Source organism: Pseudomonas sp. S30_BP2TU TE3576 (genome assembly GCF_050436025.1).
Classification (GTDB): Bacteria; Pseudomonadota; Gammaproteobacteria; order Pseudomonadales; family Pseudomonadaceae; genus Aquipseudomonas.
Window position 1 is genome coordinate 5854862 of sequence record NZ_JBNDLK010000001.1, and the last position, 24151, is coordinate 5879012.

17 protein-coding genes, 1 tRNA gene and 1 pseudogene are annotated in these 24151 nt (G+C 51.0%); 11 read left to right on the plus strand and 8 right to left on the minus strand.

Going from position 1 to position 24151, the window contains the following annotated elements:
• Positions 1-69: 69 nt before the first annotated feature.
• A complete protein-coding gene (locus ABIA48_RS26785; RefSeq protein ID WP_310063139.1) occupies positions 70-873 on the minus strand; it encodes a 2OG-Fe(II) oxygenase in 804 nt (267 codons plus the stop codon).
• 83 nt (positions 874-956) lie between these two features.
• Complete coding sequence (locus tag ABIA48_RS26790; protein WP_429492558.1) at positions 957-1766, minus strand: glycosyltransferase; 810 nt, start codon at positions 1764-1766, stop codon at positions 957-959.
• Positions 1767-3042: 1276 nt separating this feature from the next.
• Between ABIA48_RS26790 and ABIA48_RS26795 the strand changes: the two genes are divergently transcribed.
• The 7 genes from ABIA48_RS26795 to ABIA48_RS26825 all read left to right on the plus strand — a co-directional run bounded on the left by ABIA48_RS26795 (position 3043) and on the right by ABIA48_RS26825 (position 9054).
• Positions 3043-3129 (plus strand) — tRNA-Leu (locus tag ABIA48_RS26795).
• Between the two features lie 164 nt (positions 3130-3293).
• Positions 3294-4613 carry a tyrosine-type recombinase/integrase gene (locus ABIA48_RS26800; RefSeq protein WP_429492560.1) on the plus strand — a complete coding sequence of 440 codons (1320 nt, stop codon included), beginning with the start codon at positions 3294-3296 and terminating at the stop codon, positions 4611-4613.
• Complete coding sequence (locus tag ABIA48_RS26805; RefSeq protein WP_429492562.1) at positions 4604-5263, plus strand: hypothetical protein; 660 nt, start codon at positions 4604-4606, stop codon at positions 5261-5263. The genes ABIA48_RS26800 and ABIA48_RS26805 overlap by 10 nt, the downstream gene beginning before the upstream one ends.
• A 76-nt stretch (positions 5264-5339) precedes the next feature.
• Positions 5340-5561 (plus strand): helix-turn-helix transcriptional regulator, encoded by a 222-nt coding sequence (locus ABIA48_RS26810; protein WP_007899974.1) that lies wholly within the window; start codon positions 5340-5342, stop codon positions 5559-5561.
• A 122-nt stretch (positions 5562-5683) separates the two neighbouring features.
• The gene (locus tag ABIA48_RS26815; RefSeq protein ID WP_429492565.1) at positions 5684-8149 is read left to right on the plus strand and encodes a toprim domain-containing protein; all 2466 of its coding nucleotides are present in this window, start codon (positions 5684-5686) and stop codon (positions 8147-8149) included.
• On the plus strand, positions 8149-8439 hold the full coding sequence (locus ABIA48_RS26820) for a hypothetical protein (protein ID WP_429492567.1): 291 nt from the start codon (positions 8149-8151) through the stop codon (positions 8437-8439). The genes ABIA48_RS26815 and ABIA48_RS26820 overlap by 1 nt, the downstream gene beginning before the upstream one ends.
• 261 nt (positions 8440-8700) lie before the next feature.
• The gene (locus tag ABIA48_RS26825) at positions 8701-9054 is read left to right on the plus strand and encodes an HNH endonuclease (RefSeq protein WP_429492568.1); all 354 of its coding nucleotides are present in this window, start codon (positions 8701-8703) and stop codon (positions 9052-9054) included.
• Positions 9055-9169: 115 nt separating this feature from the next.
• Here ABIA48_RS26825 and ABIA48_RS26830 read toward each other — a convergent pair whose 3' ends face one another.
• Together ABIA48_RS26830 and ABIA48_RS26835 are read right to left on the minus strand one after the other, a co-directional pair.
• Positions 9170-9577, minus strand: coding sequence for a hypothetical protein (locus tag ABIA48_RS26830; RefSeq protein ID WP_429492570.1), 408 nt, complete (start codon positions 9575-9577; stop codon positions 9170-9172).
• 96 nt (positions 9578-9673) lie between these two features.
• Entirely contained in the window at positions 9674-10573 is a 900-nt protein-coding gene (locus tag ABIA48_RS26835; protein ID WP_429492572.1) for an SMEK domain-containing protein, read from the minus strand.
• Positions 10574-11705: 1132 nt separating this feature from the next.
• On the opposite strand from ABIA48_RS26835, the gene ABIA48_RS26840 reads away from it, so the two are divergent.
• Together ABIA48_RS26840 and ABIA48_RS26845 are read left to right on the plus strand one after the other, a co-directional pair.
• A complete protein-coding gene (locus ABIA48_RS26840; protein ID WP_429492574.1) occupies positions 11706-13853 on the plus strand; it encodes a UvrD-helicase domain-containing protein in 2148 nt (715 codons plus the stop codon).
• Positions 13854-14035: 182 nt separating this feature from the next.
• Entirely contained in the window at positions 14036-14764 is a 729-nt protein-coding gene (locus ABIA48_RS26845; RefSeq protein WP_429492576.1) for a hypothetical protein, read from the plus strand.
• 362 nt (positions 14765-15126) lie between these two features.
• Here the strand turns inward: ABIA48_RS26845 and ABIA48_RS26850 are convergent, their stop codons facing one another.
• Positions 15127-16293 carry an HNH endonuclease family protein gene (locus ABIA48_RS26850; protein ID WP_429492578.1) on the minus strand — a complete coding sequence of 389 codons (1167 nt, stop codon included), beginning with the start codon at positions 16291-16293 and terminating at the stop codon, positions 15127-15129.
• A complete protein-coding gene (locus tag ABIA48_RS26855; protein ID WP_429492580.1) occupies positions 16290-17573 on the minus strand; it encodes an adenine-specific methyltransferase EcoRI family protein in 1284 nt (427 codons plus the stop codon). Before ABIA48_RS26855 ends, ABIA48_RS26850 begins: the two co-directional genes overlap by 4 nt.
• 563 nt (positions 17574-18136) lie before the next feature.
• Between ABIA48_RS26855 and ABIA48_RS26860 the strand changes: the two genes are divergently transcribed.
• A complete protein-coding gene (locus ABIA48_RS26860) occupies positions 18137-20575 on the plus strand; it encodes an AAA family ATPase (protein WP_429492582.1) in 2439 nt (812 codons plus the stop codon).
• A 934-nt stretch (positions 20576-21509) separates the two neighbouring features.
• Here the strand turns inward: ABIA48_RS26860 and ABIA48_RS26865 are convergent.
• Together ABIA48_RS26865 and ABIA48_RS26870 are read right to left on the minus strand one after the other, a co-directional pair.
• Positions 21510-21653 (minus strand): annotated as a pseudogene (locus tag ABIA48_RS26865) (integrase); the annotation flags it as partial.
• A gap of 420 nt (positions 21654-22073) precedes the next feature.
• The gene (locus ABIA48_RS26870) at positions 22074-22304 is read right to left on the minus strand and encodes a hypothetical protein (RefSeq protein ID WP_046043128.1); all 231 of its coding nucleotides are present in this window, start codon (positions 22302-22304) and stop codon (positions 22074-22076) included.
• 175 nt (positions 22305-22479) lie between these two features.
• On the opposite strand from ABIA48_RS26870, the gene ABIA48_RS26875 reads away from it, so the two are divergent.
• Entirely contained in the window at positions 22480-24141 is a 1662-nt protein-coding gene (locus tag ABIA48_RS26875; protein ID WP_429492584.1) for a SulP family inorganic anion transporter, read from the plus strand.
• Positions 24142-24151 lie beyond the last annotated feature (10 nt).

A 24151-nucleotide genomic window follows, 5' to 3' on the forward strand; every position in this document is an offset into this window, starting at 1 on the left:
TATGGGTGCACATCCAGCTTGGCAAGATAACGCTTGAAAAGTACGAACTCGATCGTCTGGCGATATAGTTTAGTTTTTCTTCTTGATTAGTTTATTGATGTAGTATTTGAGGCTTAAACGATCTTTTGGTCTAGGTTTGTAGTGGGTTTTGTTCCTTTGCGCGGGATCGATCGCCATGGTTCCGGCGGTGTAGTAATAAAGCGCTATAGACCTGCGTGTGATGTGCTCTGGCGTCGTTAATGGTTCGGGGTGCCCATGATTGCTGTCTTTGTCGGTGTTGAAAATGACACAGCGGTTGTAAATGGGCAGGACCTTTTTAAGGCAGGTCTTCATGTCGACATCCCAAAGCTCCAGGTTGCCGCCGTATTCCTCTTGCCAGTCTTCATTCAAATAAATTATGACGTTCAGTCTGCGCTCAATCTTAAGCTTTTTGTTGAGCCTGAAGTCTGAGTGCACCCCCAGGAAACCACCATTTTTCGTCTCATGCAGCCCGCCGCCGGTAAAGTAGGGGTCGGGTATCAAACCTTCGATGCCTGTAAGCTTTTCGAGAAATTGCAACATGGGGGCTGAGTTAAAGGCGTTGAAGATACTCTTCAAAAAGGGAGTGCATTCGTTGGGGCTGATTTGACGTTTGCGTTGACCTTTGTAGCCGCGCTCGTAGAGCATTTCGTTGTTGGTTGGCTCGACTGGAAAGTGCGAGCAGATACTCGAAATCAGGTCTTCGTGCAGGAAGTTATCGATGACTATGTGTGGAAAAGGCGTCGCTTGAACATAGCGACTGGCCAATGAGTGACCATAGGCGCTGGCGGCGTTCTGGTCGAAATCAAGCTCCGGGGAGAGAGTGATAGGTAACGCTTGAGTGATGGGTGTCATTATCGCTCCAATAACTTAACTTAAAAACCGAAAGGTGACTTCAAACAGACCAAGGTGCACTACTTGCTGCATGTCTTTGAAGCTTAATTTTTGCTGTCACTTTTGTTCAGGCGCTTAAGGATGTTGTTGTACATTTTGGTTCGTCTATGGGTGGTTTCATAGCCGCCAGCCGCTGCGACAGTCCCGGCCTGGATGTGATCTAAATAACTGAAAATTTTACGCGGTGATAGCATTTCAACGAAATAGCCAAGCTCGGTCATGCGGTCTTGGAGGGTATAGCCTGGAACACGGTCATCCATCGAAAAATGCAGGTTGTGTTGCTTGATGAGTTTGCAGTTCCACAAAGTGCAGAAACTTTTCAAGTAGACTTCTTTGTACGGTTTTGGTTCTCTGGAACGTAATCCCATGGAGATTTTCAGGCGTCTGAAATGGTGTTTGAAGAGTCGTGAGCTAAAGCGCCAAATAGTTCTGGTAGTGCCGCGATTTAATTGCTCTACACAACCGACGGCTACGATTTTAGGGTTGTTCAGGCATTTATTTAGCATCATCGGAAAAACATTTTTATCGAAAATAAATGTATCAGTGTGCATTAGGAATAAATAATCGGTTTCAACTCGCTCCAAAACCATGTCAAGTGCTTTGCCGTGCGCGATATGGCCCGCTTCTGGCTCAGAAACAGAGCGTTCGATTAAATTGATCCAGTCAAGCGTTCGTAAATACTCGGTGCTTTCATCGGCAGAATAGTTATCAACTACCCATATTGGGGTGCTCTTGGTGTCCAAATGCTGGTGTAATAGGTCCAGGCATATCTTGGTGATTTCTGGTGTCTTGTAATTTACAATAACTATGCTGAAATTTTTAGGGGTTTCAGCTGAAGTGCCAGTGTTATTCATCTTTCAGGTGCTCAAGATTTTTATATATAAGTGTAAGGAATTATTGGGACTATGTGCGGCTTTCGCTTGTTTGTTTTCGCGAAGTATTGCGTGACCATAGCCCACAGTTTTCTAAGTCGATTTGTCTTGCACAGGACAACCATAGTTTGCTCGGGTCTAGTGGAGGGCAGTAGATGTGGGCTTCATCGTATAAGGATCTGCTCTATAGGTAAACATCCGTGAATTAATTCGTTACATCAGGGGGCTGGTTAGGCAAGCTTCATGGGGGTTGAGGTTGGCATACGGGTGCTTTGGTTCGTCATGCGGTGTGTCAGCACCTACTGAGCTTTTCCAGGTGCCGCGCACATGTGCCTATTGAGCGAGTGTGGATGTATGCGATTCATTTTTAGTGTACGACCACATCAGTATGGAGCTTTGCTTATAGGCGCAAGCAGGGTCGGCTCTTGGCCGGTTTCTGTCCTTCACAAGTGACTGCTCATAGCCATTACTGCTGTCTGATGCAGATGCAGTTCGCCATAGCGAAATGGTGGGTTGAGACGGCTTGGCGGCACAGAATTGGTGCGAGCGGAATAGAAAGCTGGTGTGACCCTTTGCCTTAAAGGGTTTTAGGAATGGTTGTTCCAATCCATCGTCAATATTAATAACCAAAGCATTTGGGCATGCTCAACATGCATCAGATTGAAGATCTCCTCTCGGACTTTGCGCCGTTGCAGTGTCATTTCCTGGTCGTCGTACCTGTGATTGGATAAAAAGAAGTGGCAGGTTTCAAGTTTAGTCGGGGAGCCGAGGAATTCGCTGGCGTTTGAAATTTCGTATGGCTCATGAGCGCACTTTGGTGATGCTGTTTTTATGTACAGTGGTTGAGGTGTGTTCGTCTGGAGAGCTTGAGCTGACGAACCGTGGGCTTTGCTTTCCAAAATGCTTTCGCAACTCAAAGAGTGGCCCTTGGAAGCAGCGGGTTTGAGTCCCTTGCAAATCAGTAGCTTGCGGAACGCACATCGTGCTAAGCTACTGATCTGCTTAGCTTTGTTAGTGGATTGCAAATCAGTCTACGCCGGTTCGATTCCGACGTCGGCCGCCACTAATAAAAAAGCTCCGTAGATCTATGATTTACGGAGCTTTTTTATTTGCAGTAGCCTGCAAGATTTAGTCTTGAAAAGGGTATTTGCGAACTTGCTTCAGCGGGTGGGTATGTATATATTTCCACCTCTGCTGCACAAGCGTCAGATCTGCCAGATCGTTATTTGACAGAACCTGGACGGCTCACCGCGCTACCGCCCGAATGGCGAAACTGGTAGACGCATGGGACTTAAAATCCCCCGCTCGTAAGGGCGTGCCGGTTCGATTCCGGCTTCGGGCACCAATAGTATGATTTCAGATGTTCCCGTAAACACCTGAAACCTAGAGAAACCGGCCTTATAGCCGGTTTTTTTTTTTGTGTCTGAATATCCCCGTATGTTCCTGTACAGCCCCACGATTTAGGTATACGTTTAGGTATATATCGGTTCGATATCGAGGTGTATACCTATGGCGCGCACCGTAACTCCTCTGACAGACCCCAAATGTGAAGCTGCCAAGTCCCGCGAAAAGGATTACACCCTGTTCGACGGGCAGGGGCTTTTTTTGCTTGTAAAGGCTACCGGCACCAAGGTCTGGCGCTTCAAGTATAAAAAGCCAAGCGGTAAGCCCGGTCTGGCTACGTTCGGCAACTACCCGGCTCTCGGTCTGAAAGCCGCCCGCGCACGTCGAGCCGATGCACTCGAGTTGTTGGCGCATGGCCAAGACCCCATCGAGAGCGCTAAGCAAGCAAAGATCGAGGCGGCCAGTGAGGCGGGGAACACCTTTGAGGTGCTGGCCCTGGAATGGCACGCCAGCATGTCCGGAAAATGGTCGAAGGATCACGCGGTCAGGGTGTTGAAAGAGATCGAGGTCGATCTTTTCCCCATGCTGGGCAAACGCCCCGTATCCGACCTGAAAACCCGCGACCTGCTGGCCTGTCTGAAGGCGGTAGAGAAGCGCGGCGCGCTTGATGTGGTTGGGCGACTGCGCCAGCGCATCGCCGGAATCATGCGAATCGCCGTTCAGCGCGATTTCATCGAATACAACCCGGCGCTTGATCTGGTGGGGGGGACTGCCACCCGCAAGACCAAACACCGCCCGGCCTTGCCCCTTGAGCGGTTGCCGGAGTTGTTGCAACGCTGCGAGGCTGACACCGGACGACCGCTTACCTGTCTTGCTGTAAGCCTCGCTCTACTGGTGTTCATTCGTTCTAGTGAGCTGCGCTTTGCCCGCTGGTCTGAGTTCGACTTTACCCGGAGCATGTGGACGATTCCCGGCGAACGGGCACCAATCGAGGGCGTCAAGAGGTCGCACCGAGGAGCCAAGATGGGGACTGCGCACCTTGTCCCGTTGTCACGCCAGACGCTTGAAGTACTAGAGCAGATACGCCGGCTAAGCGGGCGTTTTGATCTGGTGTTGCCGGGCGATCACTACCACTGGCGGCCAATGTCGGAGAACACCGTAAACAAGTCACTGCGCCGTATGGGGTACGACACCAAGATAGAGGTTTGCGGGCACGGTTTCCGCACTATGGCCTGTTCCGCGTTGGTCGAGTCCGGCCTATGGTCGCGTGACGCGGTCGAACGGCAAATGAGCCACCAAGAGCGCAACGGCGTGCGCGCGGCCTATATCCACAAGGCTGAGCACCTGGAAGAGCGCCGACTGATGATGACGTGGTGGGCTGACTACCTTGATGCCAACCGGGAAAAGCACATCACGCCCTATGATTTTGCAAACCGGAACACTGATGTGGTGAGCGTGGAGAGGGGGCTACAAGCATGGCAGTAATAAGGGGCAAGCGATCAAAGGCACTTCCAGTATTCGACAATCAACCCGAGTGGGGTACAGGTGATTTGGTCGATGAAAGTCTGTCTGATGCTGCGCAGGCAATTATCGCTGACTTGGCCGGACATCACGACGGCGATCTTCAGGAATGGTTCAAGGAAAGGCTTGGGTCCTACAGAGCGGTTATCCGCGAAACGGAAAAAGGACCCGCGCGCCACGAAGAAATTCGCCATGTACAGCAGACGCAAATTTATCTTCAGGAAACGGTCCGGTGGCTAAACAATCTCCCTCCTTTCGCCGAGGGTTACATCAACGATGTCTGCTGGCGTAATCAGGGGTGTTTTTTCAGCGGTGGCTTGCTTTCTGACTTTATGACGAAGGCCGCCGCGATATCCGATGCTCTTTGCATTACCGAGCAAAAGCTGGAGGCGGTTCCAACTATTCGTGGCGTGAAGCCGAAGTATCCGCGAGATGATTTGTTGGCTGATACCGCGGACAAGTTGCGGCAGTCGTCCTTAGCGAAGATGACCAAGCGCAGAGCTGCAGCGCTCGCCCGAGAGCTTCTCGTTGCCGCAGGAGTCGATGTGCCAGAGGACAATGTCGAATATGAAAAATTGATCCGACATGCAAAAAGGGGGAAAAAAAGCCTCTAACTAATCTCTTTTGAGCACTGCGACAGCAATCGGGGGTTCAACAAAAATGGCTCCGTACCGATACGGAGGCGCTCAAATGCAACCAGTAACAATTCCCCCGAAAGCTCTCATCCGCCAGCCAGCGCTCTGTCAATGGCTGGACCTGTCCCGCTCCGGCCTAGACAAACTCCGCAAGAAAGACCCGACCTTCCCGAAGCCGATCAAAGACGGCGACACCCGCCAGGCTGCTGCGTATTACGTCGTGGCTGAGGTGGATGCATGGCTGCGCGCCAAGATCGAAGCGAGGGATGCAGTATGAGCCATTCATCACCGCTTACAGCGTCCTGGAAGTTTCGCGTAATGGCCGCCCTGCACGCTGATTCCTCCCAGTCTTCTTCTCTCTGGTCCTGGCGCAAAGCCAAGCAGCTCGGGGTGTAACCCATGAAAAGTCAAAACGGCGCCAATGCGCCGGCGGGATCGGCTTGGCTGAAATCCATGATTGGGCCCGTAGCGCTCTACCTTCTTGGTGAGCCAAATGCCGCAATGAGCAAGCCGACCGAGTTTCGATTCGGAGCGCATGGCTCTTTATCCGTCGATCTGGAAAAGGGGGTATGGCACTCGCACGAAGACGGGTGCGGTGGCGGCGTATTGGATTTGATTGCCTGGAAAACCGGCATCACAAGTCGGGCCGAGCAAATGGGCTGGCTTGAGCAGGAAGGCTTAAAAGAAAAGCAGCCGGCGCCATGCCCTGATGTCCTACCGGCCAGCCGTCGCATGGCGGCTTGTTATGACTACACCGACGAGGACGGCAACGTTCTGTTTCAAGTTGTCCGCTACGAGCCAAAGGACTTTCGCCAGCGCAGCCCGGACGGCAAAGGCGGCTGGGTGTGGTCGGTGAAAGGCGTGCGTCAGGTTCCCTACCGTCTGCCGCAGTTGCTGCACGCACCGTGGGATACGCCAGTGTTTGTCGTGGAGGGCGAGAAGGACGTACTGCGCTTGGAGTCGCTGGGGTTGGTCGCAACTTGCAACGCCGGCGGCGCTGGCAAGTGGCCTGATGCGCTCAACAAACCTTTCGCGCGCCGTCGGGTAGTGATTCTGGCGGATAACGACGAGCCGGGATATCAGCACGCCGACAAGGTTTATCGGGCACTGAGTTTGGCAGAGGCGGAAGTTCGCGTGCTCCGCCTTCCAGGGCTGCTGCCGAAGGACGACGTATCCGACTGGCTGGACGCGGGCGGTACCGTCGAGCAACTTCTGCAAATGGTGGACGCTCTGGGTAAACAGCAGTTCGAAGACGACGATCAGCAGTCAGTCGAGGAACACTTCGAGCCCGGTGATGATGCTGACGAAAAGCAGAGCCAAGCTTCGCTGCTGGTCAAGTTCGTGGAGCAACGCTTCGAGCTGTTCCACGATGAAAACAAGGACGTCTTCGCCCGGGATCGCACGACGGGCGAAGTGCGTGATCTAGCCGCGCGCCAGTTCCGAGATGCACTGGTCGCCAGCTTTTACTCCGACAGCGGCAAGGCGCCCCGAGATCAATCGGTCCGGGAGGCGCTGGGTACCTTGGCCGGCCTCGGTCGATTCCATGGAGACTGTCAGGAGGTAAACCGGCGCACTGCTGGTGCCGCTGGAGATTATTTTCTCGACCTGGCTGTATCAGGCAGTAGCCGAGCGGTTCGCATCCGGCCAGGTAAGTGGGAGATCGTCGAGTCACCCGAGGTCATGTTCGTGCGACCTGAATCCATGCAGCCGATTCCGGCTCCAGTTCCAGGTGGATCGATCGAGCAACTTTGGCACGTGGCGAACATCCCGCGCGGCTCCCGTCTGCTGGCCCTGGCTTGGCTGATCGAATGCCTGCGTCCTGATACGCCTTATCCAGTGCTGGAGCTGCTGGGCGAGCAGGGTAGTGCGAAGAGCACGACACAAACAGCACTGCGTCAGCTCATTGATCCGAATTCCTGCCCATTGCGCAGTGCACCGAAGTCGGCGGAGGACCTATTCGTTTCTGCTGGTGTGTGTGCGGTAGTGAGCCTGGAGAACGTCTCGCACTTGCCCGCAACAACTCAGGATGCCATGTGCGTATTGGCAACCGGAGGCGGCTTTGCCAAGCGCAAGCTGTACTCGGATGCCGACGAAAGTGTTATCAGCGTGAAGCGCCCCGTCGTACTGAATGGCATATCTGCGGCAGTCACGGCGCAAGATCTGGTGGACAGAACGATCACTATCGAGACGCCGGTTATCAGCGAGCGGCTGGAAGTGACAGACCTTTGGCGGGAGTACGAAGCCGAGCGTCCATGTTTGCTGGGGGCGCTGCTGGATATTTTCGCCAAAGCGTTGGAGTTAGCGCCGCAGATGCACATCCCCGCTGACGAGCGTCCGCGGCTGGTTGAATTCGCTCGCCTAGGTATGGCTGTCGCCGCCGCAGCGGGACATGCGCCCGAGGATTTCCTGCACGAGTTCAATTCCAGTCGGCAGGAAAGTCTGGCTCGCACCATTGACGCTAGCCCGGTAGCTGCCGCCGTAGTGGAACTTGTCGAGGCGCGCCCGCACGGAGTGACCGCATCAGTAAAAGAGATTCTGCTTATCCTGGAGCAGTACCGTCCAACTGGCTGCGATTCGTGGCCGCGTTCCGCGAAGGGGCTAGGGGACGCCCTGCGACGTGCCGCTCCCGCTCTTCGGCAGATAGGCATCGAGTGCAAGCCCCAGGGTAAAACAGGGGGGACGGTGAAGTGGGGCATCGGGAGAAAGTTATCGAAGCAATGTCCTGCAAGTCCTGATGTCCTGCCAGACGATCACCCCGAGCAGGACATTGGGACTTGCAGGACTTCGAGTCAGCAACTATCCCCCGACACCGCCAGTACCTCTGCAGACATGGTCTTCGATGAGTCCGACGCGGAGGCCTTCTGATGGGAGTTATCGACTATCTCCAGTATCGCGGGTTCAGTGCCAAGGTGGTGGGTACCCGCTTATTCGTTTCGCCATCCAGCAGGTTGACACAGGAGGAGCGTCGCTACATCAAGTTGCACCGTTTGGAGCTGATGGTCGAAGTGGCGGCCAGCGATGGTGAAGCCCGCCGCAGTCACTGGACAGTGTCCGTGACAGGATATGGTCCCTTCACAATGATCGGTGAGCCGATGACTCATGCCGAAGCCTTGGTTGAAGCCCGAATACTGTGGCCTGGCGCGCAGGTCATGTAGTGCTGAGCCCGGGGACAACTACCGGGCTTTATACTTTTACGCAGTTGATTGGTGTGATGATTTCGCCTGCGTGGGTGTCCGGGAATACTTGACCAGTTCAGGTTGCCTCCAGACTACTTGATCACTGCTTCTGTTTTGGCATAGATTTGCTCTTGTCGTTCCCTTAAGGGGGCGATGTTGGGCCGGTTCGAGTGACTCGACTGGTACCGTTTCTTGCCTTATTAGGCGCAGCGGACCTCCATTTTCATACAGGAGGCCGCCATGGCCCATAAATCTGTTATCAAACATCGTTTCGCTGCGTTCGATCGCCAAGGTGGCCGCTGCTATTATTGCGGCTTCCAGATGTGGCGCGATACTCCTGAGGCCTTCGCCCGCCGCCATGGCCTTTCCCTTCGGCAGGCTAGGCACTTCCAGTGCACAGCCGAGCATCTAGTCGCCAGGCAGGATGGCGGAAGAGATACTCAGTCCAATATTGCTGCCGCCTGCCAGCGATGCAATCAGCGCCGTCATAAGCGCAAGGACGCGCCTGAGCCGCATGAGTACAAGGCTCTAGTGGAGAAGCGGCTGAGCAAAGGTGGCTGGCACCCACTCCCAGCAGGTCCCCATTTGTTCTGATCACCATGGAACAGCTCTATCGGGAGGCGATCAGTACCGGCTGGAGCCGACCCAGAGCGGAGACTAGCGTTGGACTTAAGGCGGCGACTTAAAGACGTCCGCCTTGAATGCATTGTTATACACCGCTTGCAAAAAGTTTTTTAGTTTGTGCGTCGAGTTTGTATCGCTTTGCGGGTTGAATATCAAAGCAAAATACACCTTCTGTGCTCCATACAGTTACACCGCCTGGAATATCTGGAGTCAAGGAAAGGCTTGGTATAGGCTTTTTCCAGTGCATAGTGATTTTTACATTGTTTTTGGCTATGACTTGGCCAATGCCTTTTGCTATGCCAATCTCCGAGGTGCGATCAAAATTGGCGAGCAGAATGAAGTCACCGATCTTGATGTCTTCAAAAATCTTTTCGAAAGAGTTGTTTTTTGCGGTTGGCCATTTGCTCAAACCAGGGAAAGGTAGTTCGTCTGACCTAAGTATGGAGGTGAGTTCATTATCTTCGTAAGCGAATCGCCAGAATTTTGTCCGCATAATACCTCCGAAGGTGCATGGCGTAGAGTTAACCGGCGCTGCGAGAATTTATCGCGCAGCGTCCAGCAACCGACGGGAGCGAGGTTGAGCGCCATGTTAGAAATTTATTGGATTGATCTCGATTTTGATATTGTTTGATTTTGCCATTGCGGACGAATTATTGGCAATCATTGTTTTTAATTTGTCAATTTCTCCCATTCCGTCGTAATCTATTGCAACAAAGTCGCCTTGATCAACTTTCGATTTGTTTACTATGGCTTGAATAGTAGAGATGCTATCCATTATCCCGCGAAGAAATAGGACCATGCTTTGATCTCTGAAATCAGATATCGACTTTGCCCGATCTCTTCCGCGTATGGTTCCTTTTGTAATCAGCTCGGATATTTCATTGAGCCCTTTTGTCATTTCAGAGATGCTGCCTTCGCAGGACATCATGTGCTTGATTGCATTCCGGTTAATGGTATTTAGGATGATTTCAAGAGAGTCTTTGTCCTCCCATGGATGTAATGAAGAGTAATTTTGGTGTCGGCGAACGGCGTTAAGCACATTTTGTATTTGGTCTTCATCTGCTTTGTCGCACAATTCTCCGATGAAGTAACTCGGGTCAATAACTTTGCAGTAGGCTGGGGTAGGATGTTTTGATGATTTACAGAATCCGAAAATATATAGAATTGAGTATTTGTCTTTTAGACTAATTCCGGAACTATTTTTCTTCTCAAAGGCTGCGATCGTTTTATCGATCTTTGCGGGGCTAGCATTCGATGTGACTTGAACAGCTACCTTGTTCTTGTCGTCTGCCAAATCAATTGCAGGAAAGTTCACCGACAACTGATTCTTGTTTTCGAGTTTGCCGATGCTGAGCGCACGAAACATATGGATGGCTAATGCTTCGAGCATTCTCTCCATATCATGGAATCCAGCTTTTTGGCGTTGGGTAATGTAAGTTTGGAGCAGTGCAATATCTGCTTGTAGATTTCTGATGAGTGCGTCAATCACAGCAAATTTTTCCTAATTTATAACGATAAGTAGGCGGCATATGTGGGGGGATGTTTTATGCCACTTGTGTCGCATAACGTCCCTTGTTCACGCGTAACCCTTTGAACCAGTTGAGTATACTGGTAGAAACGCGGCAGAGGCAGAAGGAAAAGACAACAAGACTTGCCTTGAGGTTACGAAGTGGTTTGCAATGTGTCTACGGTCTGGTATCGGGGGAAGCGTCGTCGTCCATGAGTGTCTGCTTTTGGCTGTTTTCTGCCTGTCGTGACCGGCTGAAAACGACCCAGGCTGTGTGAAAACGCATGCACCGTTTTGAAGTCTGCGTTGCTACGTAAAATCTGCCAGCGTTTGGTTAATCAGCAGATCAATAATTTGCGTAGGAGCGCGATTTTTGGTCCGCCTCCGACCGTAAACCCCGCTCTAAAACGTTATCACACAGCCTGGACCCATTGCGGCCACTCGCAGAAGTTGGTTGACAAGAAAGCATTGTCCATATAAGGACTCTCAAGTTCATGTTGGGTGGAAAACCGCAGAGCGTTTTCCCCCAATGGTCATCCAGGCTACCTCGCTCTAGGAGCACCTTGGCCGCGACGCTCCACCCCTGCAAAGCGAACCCTCGATTACTGGCCAATAGACACAAGCCGACCTATGCTCCAAGCAGAAAGTGATCTACCGCACGCTTGCGCGCCGCATATCGGGACGAGGATCTATCCTCTAACGACGGCTCGCCAAGGATAGGTAAAAAATTGCTATGAGCCACCAGGATTGGGAACACAGCAGCAGAAACGACCAAATTATCGCCGGACAAAGCGAGGCCGCTTCCGGCGAAACACTAAACTCTTACCGTACTGTCCAACACTTCGAATCCATCGAATCTGACTATCCGCAGCCCGCCAGCCAGGAGCCGGCTGGTTGTATCAAACTCCAACTTCACAGACGGCCTATATTTCAGACACTTTGTCAGAAGCAGGGGGAGAGCCATAACTATACTAATTATTTCTCCAGTGATTGAGGGCGGCTCGCTGTCTCCAATAACCTTGTTTTTGAAAAGAATAGAGATTTTCTAGGATAAGTAAGTTTGGGCTTTTAAATTTTGCATATGCATCAAATTACTCTGGTGGAGAGTGCATAAATGGCTGGCAACGAGAAGAATGCATCGGTGACTGAGATCAGTGATATTAATATTTTCGGAGCAACCAATCTGGATATGACTCAGCGCGAATTCTGCTTAGAGCCTGCAAAAGCGGTACGGTTGCTGGCGCCGGCAGGAAGCGGGAAAACATACTCCATTCTGTGGCGCTGTTTGGTGGCTGCGCGGCGAGCGGCTGCTAGGGGAGAGTCGGCACGTTTCTTAATATTTACATTTACGCGCGTCGCACGTGACGAACTGTGCGATCGTATTAAGAACGATTCCTCTTTTTCTGAGCTTGATGGGTGTGTTGAAGTAAATACCCTGAACGCATGGAGCTATCGCCGGCTCAAGCTCAGAATTCATAGCCCACGACTCTTGACTTCCAGTAATGATCGCTCTTTTTTGGTAAGCAATGACTTGCAACCCATCTGGCAACAGCACCCGGCGTTGCGAGAAGTGTTGACAGACAGCAAGCTTAAAATTCGTGCTACAAAAAGCCTGATGGACAAGATCGATTTTCTCAAAGGGCTGGGATTCCGCCATGACAAACATACGGATGTCAAGTCATTCAAGAAGCATGTACGTTGGTTGGATCAGGCCGGACTTTATAATCATGTAACGGCATTCTTAGAGTGGTTGCAGGATCTTGAGATTATTGAGCGCGAGGTCAGTGAAAGTCTGCAAATTTCTCAAGCTTTCGAGCGGTTCATGCTGTTCTGGTGCGAGGCAGTTGCACATCTGTATAAAGTCGCAAAAATTTCTCTAGAAGATCAGAAGTACTGGGGGTTGGTGGAGATGGAATGCGCGCTGAAAGAACGCAAGTATACAACTGGAGCTGCGCGTTGCCATCATATAGTCGTTGATGAGTTTCAGGATGTTAATGCCCTTGATCTGAATTTGTTGAGTGTGATTGCCAAGCTGAATAAGTCTGAACTGTGCATAGTTGGTGATGACGATCAGGCTATTTATGAGTGGCGGGGTGCCTCGCCGGACTTTATATTGAGCCCAGACGAGTTCGTTGGAAAAGAGTATGCGCTGCATGTTCTTGAGACAAACTACCGTTGCCCGAATAATATAGTTGAGTATTCGCAAAGGCTTATCAAGCACAATCAACGTCGTGTGGATAAAAACGTTCGTGCTGCATCGAAGGTCGTTGCCAATATCGATGTGGTACCTGTGCGCTCTGTCGAGGCATCCGTTGAGTATGTTCTGACCCTTGTTAAGGACCTCCTCCGGAATGACAGCATAGGAAATATTGCTCTGATCAGTCGAAAGAGAAGCCAGATCATCCCTTATCAGATCGTTTTTGCTGGAGCAGACATACCTTTTTTTGCTGCAGAAGACCTGAATGTAATGCTAAGCAGTGCTTTCGAGGAACTTAAGCAACTGTTGGTTTTGAAGGCTCAATTCAAGGCACAGGCTCCATTTTGGCCAGATTCAGTCGAGAGTTTGCTCAAGTTGTGCGATAAGGTTAAACGCTATCCCTTGAAGAAGGAGGACCGTGCCAAGATAAAGGGACATCTTCTATCAAGTCGACCAAGATCCCTAGAGGATGCGCTCAACGTATTTTATTTATATCAGGGTTCGCTAAAAGGGGATAATGCAGGCGGAAAGATGACAGGTGAGTTTTACCATGCAATACATGATTTCCTGCTCGCCGAGTCTGTGGCTTCGACAATTCATGTTCTCAGTGAACAGTTTGATGGTTTGCAGAAGGATTATGGGAAGTCGCAAGATGATATTTTCTATGCCGATCCGCCTTTTTTGTATCTTAGTGCATATGCGGAGCGTTATGGCAATGACTATGCTTCTTTCTATGAGGATGTAGAAAAGGCGATTTCTACACTTGTCCGCGTGTCTCCTAATGATGATGACGTTGTTGATGGTAGGAAGCGTAAACTCCATCTGATGACTGCGTTGCGTGCAAAGGGTAAGGAGTTTGATGTGGTGGTTATCCTGGATTGCAATCAAGATATATGGCCAAGTAAATTGGCTGATACAGTCGCACAGTTGGAGGCTGAGCGCCGCGTTTTTTATGTGGCATTTACACGTGGAAAAAAACAGGTGGTTTTGATGGTGAATTATCAAATGTTTCAGGAACCTGCCTTTCCATCTCCATATATTCGGGAAATGGGGCTGGAAGCTTGATTTAGGTTTTTGTTATAGGGCTGGTTTAGTGCTTTTCGATGGTCTCAACGCTCTAGCGTGGAAAACTAGGTGGGACGCTCTGCGTCAAATCGAGAGCAGACGCGAAGTGTCTACGACTGCATTAAAACGCAGGAGCGTGGGACCGATAAAATAGCTACGTAGCCTGCGATTTGGAGAGAGTTATGCCAAATAAAGGAACTAAGGTTTATTGCCCTAATTGCAGAAAATTTACCATTTGCCGCGCCTTATCTCCAACAAAAGCTGGTAAGCCTAAAGCTCAGCGATGGTACAAGAGAGATCATGTGGATATATCTTGGTTCCGTCGCGCAAGAGCGTGCTCAAGTTGTGAGTCACTATTCCTTACAGCTGAAATAGATGAGCGAATACTTGAGGAGCTCATAGCTTTAAGAACCAAGCTAGCAAAAAAAAATCTAGCGATTGTAGGGCATGTGCGTTCGACAAGACCTTGGCTAGTGCGAGTGGAGGATGTGCCACGTGAATTAGCAGAAGAATTCATCCGCCGAACTGCTTGGTGGCATACTCACTCATCCGGCTCACCTGTTAGAGCCCCAAAACATTCTGATCGGATTTATAGAAGCCACCACGGCTGGACAATTGATTTTGGAGCAAATTCGTTTTTGGTGGGGAAGGCTATAAGCAGATGCAGCATAGAAATAAACAAATTCATTGACAGCTTCATTAGCGGTGATCTGCAAGAGATAGTCGATTTAAAGAAAAAGCTAATAATGCATATTCGAGGCGCAGTGGCCAATAATAACCAAGATGAATACGCGGGCTACTATTCGTTAACAGGCCCGGATATGATGTTTGGCGCGCAATCGATTGATGTTGAAGACGGTGCTAACTTTATCATCCAAAAATCTGGAATCAATGAATTAATAAATTCGTAAGATGGGCTGGTCTAAGCAAGCACGCACAAATTCTGCCTCGAACTGACGAGGGATTACACGCTTTAGCGTCTGCTTCTGGCCGATTTCTGCCTTCCACGACCGGCTACAATCGACCCAGGCTGCGTGAAAACGCATGCGCCGTTTTGAAGTCTGCGTTGCTACGTAAAATCTGTCGGCGTTTGTGCTTGGTCAGCAGACCTAAAATTTGCATAGGAACGCGATTTTTGTTCCGATTCTGAATGTCAAACTTGCTCTAAAACGTTTTCACACAGCCTGGACCCTTTGCGGACGGCTGGCTGCTTTCCAAAAGTTGCAACACTAAGGTTTCTTGCTTGGCGGTTTCTTGCGAGCATTGAGCGGCTTTATCGATTACCTTTGGCCCGATTGTGGGTAATGCAGAGCATTTGGCAGTTCTCGGCCGAGCTTCCGCCGCCTTTGCTCCATGCGTAAACATGGTCGGCATCCATTTCATCGAGTTTATAGATTTTGCTCTTATTCGCATTGGGCCCAATCGCGCAGAGCGGACAGTTGGACACGCCCTTGCCCTCAGCTGCCTGCTTCTGCTTAGCGTATATGGATCGCTTCACCGTTACGTCAAAGACCCGGACCTCTAACAACTTCGTATCTATCGATCCGCCTAATAGAAACTCAAAAATACCCTTGTGGTTTTTCACGAAGTCATCGGCGACGAGCTTTTTCACATCTTCCGACATCTTCTTCGGATCGTAGGACGTGCCGTGATGCTTTTCGTACAGCCTGCCCCACTCTAATCCGCACATTTCTGAGACAACGTCGACAAACACTGTTGAAACCCAGTCGATCACAGTGTTGAAGTAAGTCTTCAGCTCATCGATTTTGTTGTCGTTGCGATGAGCGCTCATGTAGTCACCGATATTGCCCTTGCTCACCCAGTCCAACGCCCGCTCCAAGTAACCCTGCCGGTTCGCACTAGCCTTGATATAGGCGCTCCACTTTTGGATGTTCGCGTTCTGGCTGTTGCTGAATTCGGACTTCGCCAACGTCACGAACGGCCCTGAGTAAATAGCATTCAAAAGCTCTTGGGTGTTCAGCGGCACTCCAGCGATGTTGATTGTCTCGAACCATTGCTTGATCGCAGTCTCAGTGCCTTCGCACTCGTATATCAGCAGTCTCGATTCGAGAATCTTTGCACGTTGGTCGGCAGGGAGGCTATCGAAGTTCTTCGGATTTCCATTATCCATGATCGCGAACCTGTTCGTAACGAATCGTCCGATGCTGGTAATCCGTTGCTGGCCGTCCAGCACCTCGAATTTATCCTCTCCAATTTTATTAAAATAAATTAGGCCGAGCGGATAAGTCTTTAGGAGCGACTCTACGACAGCCGCTTCCCGCTTGCCGCTGTTATCTGCATAGAGGTAGTTGCGCTGATACTCTGGCTGAATGGTGAGCCTTCCGCCTAGCCCAAATAGCCCCTTGCCCTCCAGTTGGTTGTACACAAACCCGTCGCAAATGTCGGCGACGGTGATGTCGGTTCTCAACTTGGTGATCACTTTTTCGTCCCTCTTTCGGGCTGGGCATGGCAGCGGTGGCGAATCAGGATGCGCTTGAAAATGACCCGTGCCTGAGGCTCAAGCAGACCAAGCATTCGCATACCCGGGCTGTAGTGTCCCGTCCCCCCACGGGCGCGATAAGCGCTAATGAACTCCCGACCGAGGGTGCGGACTCCAATCTTCTTCATCATCTCACCGTCGTCACTGTTTCCGATAATCTCGAACTGGTCGGGGTTGTACTTGTCAAGAAAAGAGACCGGGACGCCCATGACACCATCGCAGTCGCTGGGAATCGCGTCGCTGAACGGCACTTCTATGGCATCAAAGTTGTCGTATCTGTCGTAACCCGCCTTGCCCTTGATCTCCTTGTGCTTGCTGAACCGCAAGTGGTCCTCCATGGTCATGCACTCCAGCCGCTGATGTCGGCGTCCATGGTCAAGGTTTGTGTACCAGCGGACGCCCTTGACGCGTATGTACTTGACGCCATTTTCGTCGACGCGCCAACCTGCCGCCTTCAGCGGGTAATGGTCTGGAACTCGAAATTCTCGGTCGCCGCTTCGGATCGTTGGGCCAAGCCACAACTTGTTGTCCTTGATCAGCGGGAAGATCTCTAGGTAAGTGATCGCCTGCAGGTTACCGATAATCAAGAACCTCTTCTCGTGCTTCACGAGCTGGGCGACATACTCCTTGAATAGAGAGAAGGGCGGGTTGGTGACTACAATGTCCGCCTGCTTTAGCAGCTCGAAGCACTCGGCGCTGCGGAAGTCGCCACCTCCCGCGAGGGGTGTGCGGGAGTGGGGGTTCTGCGTCAAAAATAGCTTGACGTCTTCTATACCGGTCACGCCGTCTCCGTTGACATCATTCACCGCCTCAATCTCGACGGCAATTGCCTTGGGCCTTTGGTGCTTGCCAATGTCTTTGTCGTACTCACCTAAACTGAGTTGCTTGCCCGCGATGGGGGAGCCGTCGTAGCTGGTGGTGATGAGCTTTTTTAAGCCAAGCTTGTTGAAGTTGGTGACGAAGTACTTAAAGAAGTTGCTCTCGAATGGGTCGTCACAGTTGCAGTAAACAACCTTGCCGCGAAAGGTGTCTGGGTCGAACTCGAGGTAGGCCTCAACCTCTTTCTGGATGTCGACGTACTGGGTGTAGAACTCGTCCTGCTTACCCACCTTCGCCGCGCCGAGATTTTGATTCGAGGGTTTACTTTCCGTGGCTGACGTTATGTCGGCCGTGTCGTTGAGCTTGAACAGCAGGGAAGGGAGTAGGTCAGAATTTGGCATCGCGAATCCTCCGTGGAGATTTCAGCGTAGCAGTCGTCGTGAGGGAGGGAAGGTGGGGCGGTCGGCAGGAAGCCGGAAGAGAATTTCGGTATTGCGCGCAAGCTCGCGCAGCTTGAAGGCTCAGGGCGCGCCACTGCTTGACTCCGCTTTTTTCTTAATTTCCTAAATCTGCCAATGATTGATGTATCAGCGGACCTGGAATTTGTGTAGGAACGCGATTTTCGTTCTGGTTCTGACTTTCAAACCTGCTCTAAACCATTTTTACACAGCCTCGGTCGATTGCTTCGCAACAGGCAGCAACCGACCCAAGCGGTCGATCGGAGGTGCATTCTGACCCGGTTTAACGGCTAGCTCCGTTCACCGCCGCCCCCCTTATTCAGCTCACTTTTCTGAGCACTTTTTAGTCGTCAACTCAACAACCAAAACTATTTTGTCACGGCAATCAACAAGTTACTCAAAGCAGAAAATAACGTCATTGCGAAATTCAGCGCCGCTTTCTAAGCTGGCTCAATGCCACACGCTTTTCATTGACTCAGCAACGTTCGGCGAAAGGACCGCTAACCATGATTACGAAAATAAAAAAACTAAAGAATTTTGGGATATTCAGGGACTTCAATGGAGAGGCGACGCAGGAATTTGGAAAATTTAATTTGATATACGGCTGGAACGGTAGCGGAAAATCGACTCTCTCTAAAGTCTTCGAGTCCTTAGAGAAACGTCGCAACCTTCAAGCATACGCCGAACCAAATTGTGAATTTTCTGTAGTATTGGATGAGAACACAATAATTACAGAGAAGAACATTTTACAAGCGAGCGCCGTCGTACGCACATTCAATGCTGGCTTCATCAAAGAAAATATCGACTGGGACAACTCTGTCAAAAGCATACTGCTGGTCGCTAAAGAAAAAATCGATGATCGAAAACAGCTTGAAAAGCTCAAGGCGCAGCAAGAGATTGATTTAAAGGCTACCGAAAAGTCCAATTCTGAGGCAGCAAAAGCTACTGCGGACTTACAGAAATTTTTAACCGATAGCGCAAAACGAACCAAGTCCAGCCTCCAGATCATCGGCACAGAAGACAGTCATTACCTTAACTACAATCGTACCAAGTTAGAGAATTTTATCGTATCTAATACGAAAGCCGTTCGAGACCAATCCTCTATACTACAAAATGATGAATTAGTAGCACTGGTAGTCGCCGCTAAGCCTGTATCGAAACCGCAGATCTCTAGCATCACTAATAAATTGGACGCAACGAAGCTTAAAGATGCCCAATCACGCCTAGAATCTCTTCTGAAGCAAACCGCCACGAGCATTGTGCTGACGAGACTTAAAGAGAACCCTGACATACAATCCTGGGTACAGGCAGGTCTTGCCATCCATAACGGACACAAATCCGAAAGCTGTGAATTTTGCGGTGCGGCACTGACCCAAGCTCGAATTAACGAAATCAATGCCCATTTCAGCGACGAGTACCGTCAATTCCAAAGCCGCCTCGTCAGCGCTGAGCAATGGCTTAATCAGCAAGTTCTCGACATTGGCGACATTGGTCAAGAGGAGCAGTTGTACGAGGAGATGCGGGCGGAATTCACCACCGCTGGAGCCAAGCTTTCCTCGCATGTAGCATGCATAAACGGCGGGATAGCACGATGGCAGGAGTTGCTACAGCAGAAAATCTCGAATCAATTTAGGACCGACTTCACGGTCCCTGCTATTGATGCCGAGGCATGCGAAGGCTTCAACTCAGTTTTAGCCCAGATGAACAATACGATTACGCGCCATAATAGAAAGACCGAAGACTTCATTAACGAAACCGGCGCTGTTAAGAGAAAAATCGAGCTTCATTACGCGGCAATGGAAGTAAGAGATTTCGGTTATTTTGTAAAAATCCAAAAGCGCGACACTATCTCCAAACAAGTTAGTACCCTCCAGGATCATACCAGTGCCCGTCAAAAAGAGATTCAAGAGCTTGAGGCTGCCCTGTCAAATGAAGTGCTTGGCGCTGATGAGTTCAATAAGCACCTTCACAACTTCTTAGGTAGATCCGACCTGCGTCTTCGCTTCAACCCCAAAATGCTTGGCTATGAAATAATTCGAGGTGCCGAGCAGCGCCACGCAAGAGACTTAAGCGAAGGAGAAAAAACAGCTATCGCATTCGTCTACTTCATAACTAAGCTTTCAGAGGGCGATAATGACATTGCGAAACTTATCATAGCGGTAGACGACCCTATATCTAGCTTTGACTCCAATCACCTGTTCCACGCCTATTCATATTTGAGGCATCACTGCACCCCGGCTCTACAGCTCTTTGTACTAACTCACAATTTCAATTTTTTCAAGCTCATCAGAGACTGGCTCGATGGCACCAATACAAACCGCAGAAACAGAAGACCTCCAAGGCCAGCAAACTGCTTTTTCTACGTAATCGAGGCCAGCACTGAAAGCCCTAGAAAGTCTGCCTTGAAGAATGCGCCTAAGAGCCTGCACGACTACAGCTCAGAATACCATTACATTTTCAGTCGTCTTTATAGCTATCGAGAGCAAGCACAAGTTGACCGTGACGAAGCATTCTTGACTGCGAACCTCGCGCGCAAGATTCTGGAGTCTTTTTTCAGCTTCAAGTACCCGGTATATAAAGGCGACATGGCTGGCTTATTTCAACAGGGCCTTAATGGGTGCACGATCACCACACCTCAGACAAAGGAAAAAATCTACCGATTCATCAACAAATATTCTCATAACGCCGTTATTGAGATCGGTGAAGATTCGCTTGAAAATCTGGTCGGAGAGAGTCACAACGTCATTGCCGACATTTTCACTTGGATGAAGGAGGTTGATGACACGCACTACGAACAGATGGTCACAGCCTTAGGCAACGTATCTGCTCCATTAATGGGAGCTCTTGAAAGTGCTGCGGAAACTGCACCAGTGGCAGGAGCTGAGGCGGCCGAATTAGCCGGTCCACCTCAGAATGAAACCGTTTCGTCGCCTCTGCATGACTGAGAGAGCAGCAGTGTATTTGGTTTAGGGGGGCGCTATGATGCATAAAGCGCCCATGAGCCTGCATTCACCGCTGGTGGGCCACGTTCTAGTGGAGATCTTCAGTGGGTCGGCCTAAAGCCAAGTAACGCGATCGGGGCTGGTCGCAGGCCCACTCAACACCAATCATTGCGGACTACCTTGCTTCACAAAGAAAAGTCTACTCGGATAAGTAACCTATCGCCGTGAATCGCCACTAATTTCGTAGACTCATTTGGAGGTCTGCTTCTGGCCGTTCTCAGTCAATAATCAAAGCGGACTCCGACCACGGATCGTAATCGCCCCTAGCGGGTAATTCGAGACCCGGCTCAGGGTCGCATACGGAAGGGGTGTGCCTGATTGGTTGTTTATCCGTAACTCGCCATCGGGCAACACAACTGGGGCAGTTGGTGCTGCTCGATAAAGCTATTGGGTAGGGGGAGGTCAAAAGTCTGGAGCCTTCGTCCGAAGGACCGTTCTCTGCCCGTTTCAATCATTAATTCGTAGTTTTTTAGGGAATCGCCGTCTTGGGTGAATTTGGAGGAATGCTGGAGGTGCTGCGAAAAAAGAATTAGCGTTCGCAGTATCGGCGCCCCCACGCCCAACTATTTTTCCATCTCTTCCATCCCAAAACGGGGTGAGTAATGATGATCACAAGCGTCACCCGGCGACGGCAAAACGGGGGGGGCGGCACGATAGGCGACCGGCGGGAGGCGGAGAAGATAAGGGTACTTCCCGTTTTAGGTATACGTTTAGGTATACGTACTGAGATTAATAATAGATGAGGCCAGTAAAATAGCGGCCTGTAGATGGCATGTTCGACCCCGGCTTCGGCACCATATAAATCAAGGGTTTGCGGGCGAAAGCTGAGCAAGCCCTTGTTCGTTTCTGGTCCGCAATTATTGATTTGGTTCGCAATTCACTCAGTTGGCGAGACCTTTTTGCCCTTTCGGTTGCGGATGTACTGCTCGGTCATTACGACGGTCGTATGCCCAAGTTGATCCCTGGCCTGCAAAATGTCGCCGCTTGATTCTGCCTTATCAGTACCTGACTCGGCGCAAAGCCGCACCGGCGGATCGTCGAAAAATGACGTCAGGTTTTTAAGTTCCCTGACGTTGTCCTTCTATGTAGCTGGCTTTTTCGTTGGGACGATCTCGACCAGGTACTTCTCGGCCACGTAACGGAAGGTAGGCGATACGGAATACCTCCTGGAGCAATGGGGATAGTGGCGTATGGATGGAAGGGGAGTCCCCAACTATGCCTCGCCCAGGCTGTGTGAAAACGCAGGGATTGTTTTGAAGTCTGCGTTGCTACGTGAAGTTTGCAAACGTTTGGTTAGTCAGCAGACCTGTATTTTGCGTAGGAGCGCGATGTTCGTTCCGTTACTGAGCGTCAGGCCTGTTCTGAATCGTTTGCGCATAGCCTCGACCCATGGCTGCCTATCATTTGTGTATACAAAATTGGGGGCAGTTCAATCCAAGGGTTAAAAATGGATTTCAGCGGTCTTGAGGCCCAGGTCTCGAAGTTCGGCGATCAAGTCATCCAGATGTCCGAAAGACTCGACCTCCTCGTTGTCATCCACCAGGAAATAACTTCTCCCGGCGTCCTTCTTGAAGAACACAATCCACTCCTTGGGGTTGGTCGGGTTTGCGATCACATGGGTGTCAAAGGTCACGCCTTCGGCATGTTTGCTTTTCACAGTTTTACGATTCATGTCAGTCACCACGCTACGCGCGCTCTCAAAATTCTCTATTTGCAGTGCATGCCCGCTCAGCTCCATCTGAGCTTTCACTATCAACATCTCCAGCCGCACGAAGCAGTGGATCAAGGGCATTCCAATTATCACTGTATGTTAATATTATGCACATGCATCCACTGAGGAGCTAGCCATGATTGCGATAGGTGAGGCATGGAAGGCGGGGTTGTTGGGGCGCGGACACTGGCTTCGCAATATGGTGTCTGGCGTGATCGTCGGGGTCGTGGCGCTCCCCCTGGCAATGGCGTTTGCCATTGCGTCTGGCGTCAAACCTGAGCAAGGCATCTACACCGCAATCATCGGTGGTCTGCTGGTTTCACTCTTTGGGGGAAGCCGTTTGCAGATTGCCGGGCCGACAGGTGCGTTCATCGTGATTCTGGCGGGAGTCACGGCCAAGCATGGAGTTGACGGCCTGCAAATCGCCACGATGATGGCGGGGGCCATATTGTTATTGCTGGGAATTGCCCGGCTCGGTGCAATCATCAAGTTTATCCCCGACCCGGTGATTGTCGGATTCACCGCGGGCATCGGCGTGATCATCTGGGTCGGGCAGTGGCAAGACTTTTTCGGTTTACCGAAGTTCAGTGGAGAGCACTTCCATGAAAAGCTCTGGCATCTGCTCCAGGCGCTCCCGCATCTTCATATAGCCACAACCCTGCTGGCGGTACTTAGCCTTTTCCTGGTCATAACCGCTTCCAAAATTCCCGGACTCAAACGGGTACCTGGCCCGCTAATCGCAATGGCAGTAGCTACAGCGATACAGTCAACCTTTCATTTCGAGGGGGTAGCCACAATTGGCAGTGCATTTGGGGGCATACCTCAAGGCCTTCCAGCGTTGAGCCTGCCTGAAGTCACGCTGTCTCGCGTCATCGATTTGATTGGTCCGGCATTCACTATCGCCATGCTTGGAGCAATCGAATCGCTGCTGTCCGCCATGGTGGCCGATGGCATGGCGGGCACCAAGCACGATTCCAATCAGGAACTGATCGGTCAGGGAGTGGCTAACCTGGTCACGCCATTGTTTGGCGGCTTCGCAGCTACCGGAGCCATTGCCCGTACTGCAACCAATATCCGTAACGGCGGCACGAGCCCACTGGCCGGCGTTACGCATGCGGTCACCTTGGTGCTTATTATTCTGTTTCTGGCACCTCTAGCCTCAAACATCCCGCTGTGCGCCCTGGCCGCCATTCTGTTCGTGGTCGCGTACAACATGAGCGAGTTGAAGCACTTCAGACGCATGGTCCAGCGAGCCCCACGCGCAGACGTATCTATCCTGCTCATCACCTTCAGCCTCACAGTGTTCAGTGACTTGGTGATCGCCGTGAATATCGGCGTCATTCTTGCGATGCTGCAATTTATGCGCCGCATGGCCTCATCTGTGGAAGTGCAACAGGTAGTCGAGCACGAGCTTGAAGAAGAGCTGAGGGCCAATGGGCATACTCGCCTGCCGCCAGGGACATTGATTTATACAATTGAAGGGCCATTGTTCTTTGGCGCGGTTGAGACCTTCGAGCGCGTCTTGGCTCAGACCCATACCGACCCACGTCTGCTGATTATTCGCTTGAAGCGCGTACCGTTTATGGATATCACTGGCCTGCAGGTGCTGGAGGAGGTCATTCAGCAACTGCACAAGCGGAATATCGTGGTGAAACTCTGCGAAGCGAACACAAAGGTGTTCAACAAGCTCGATAGGGTAGGTATCTTGCAAGAAATCGGCACGGATCATTACCACGCCGACTTCAATACCGCGCTGGCTCAAGCTGTCAGTCTCGCAGAGGGGACGTCGACCCTCTAGAGGCTAACTG

What these genes read in the sequence shown, in the direction of transcription:
- ABIA48_RS26785 (WP_310063139.1), bottom strand. Translation starts at nt 873, where the DNA reads ATGACACCCATCACTCAAGCGTTACCTATCACTCTCTCCCCGGAGCTT.
- ABIA48_RS26810 (WP_007899974.1), top strand. Translation starts at nt 5,340, where the DNA reads ATGCAACCAGTAACAATTCCCCCGAAAGCTCTCATCCGCCAGCCAGCG.
- ABIA48_RS26800 (WP_429492560.1), top strand. Translation starts at nt 3,294, where the DNA reads ATGGCGCGCACCGTAACTCCTCTGACAGACCCCAAATGTGAAGCTGCC.
- ABIA48_RS26840 (WP_429492574.1), top strand. Translation starts at nt 11,706, where the DNA reads ATGGCTGGCAACGAGAAGAATGCATCGGTGACTGAGATCAGTGATATT.
- ABIA48_RS26820 (WP_429492567.1), top strand. Translation starts at nt 8,149, where the DNA reads ATGGGAGTTATCGACTATCTCCAGTATCGCGGGTTCAGTGCCAAGGTG.
- ABIA48_RS26845 (WP_429492576.1), top strand. Translation starts at nt 14,036, where the DNA reads ATGCCAAATAAAGGAACTAAGGTTTATTGCCCTAATTGCAGAAAATTT.
- ABIA48_RS26855 (WP_429492580.1), bottom strand. Translation starts at nt 17,573, where the DNA reads ATGCCAAATTCTGACCTACTCCCTTCCCTGCTGTTCAAGCTCAACGAC.
- ABIA48_RS26830 (WP_429492570.1), bottom strand. Translation starts at nt 9,577, where the DNA reads ATGCGGACAAAATTCTGGCGATTCGCTTACGAAGATAATGAACTCACC.
- ABIA48_RS26805 (WP_429492562.1), top strand. Translation starts at nt 4,604, where the DNA reads ATGGCAGTAATAAGGGGCAAGCGATCAAAGGCACTTCCAGTATTCGAC.
- ABIA48_RS26875 (WP_429492584.1), top strand. Translation starts at nt 22,480, where the DNA reads ATGATTGCGATAGGTGAGGCATGGAAGGCGGGGTTGTTGGGGCGCGGA.
- ABIA48_RS26815 (WP_429492565.1), top strand. Translation starts at nt 5,684, where the DNA reads ATGAAAAGTCAAAACGGCGCCAATGCGCCGGCGGGATCGGCTTGGCTG.
- ABIA48_RS26825 (WP_429492568.1), top strand. Translation starts at nt 8,701, where the DNA reads ATGGCCCATAAATCTGTTATCAAACATCGTTTCGCTGCGTTCGATCGC.
- ABIA48_RS26870 (WP_046043128.1), bottom strand. Translation starts at nt 22,304, where the DNA reads ATGAATCGTAAAACTGTGAAAAGCAAACATGCCGAAGGCGTGACCTTT.
- ABIA48_RS26860 (WP_429492582.1), top strand. Translation starts at nt 18,137, where the DNA reads ATGATTACGAAAATAAAAAAACTAAAGAATTTTGGGATATTCAGGGAC.
- ABIA48_RS26790 (WP_429492558.1), bottom strand. Translation starts at nt 1,766, where the DNA reads ATGAATAACACTGGCACTTCAGCTGAAACCCCTAAAAATTTCAGCATA.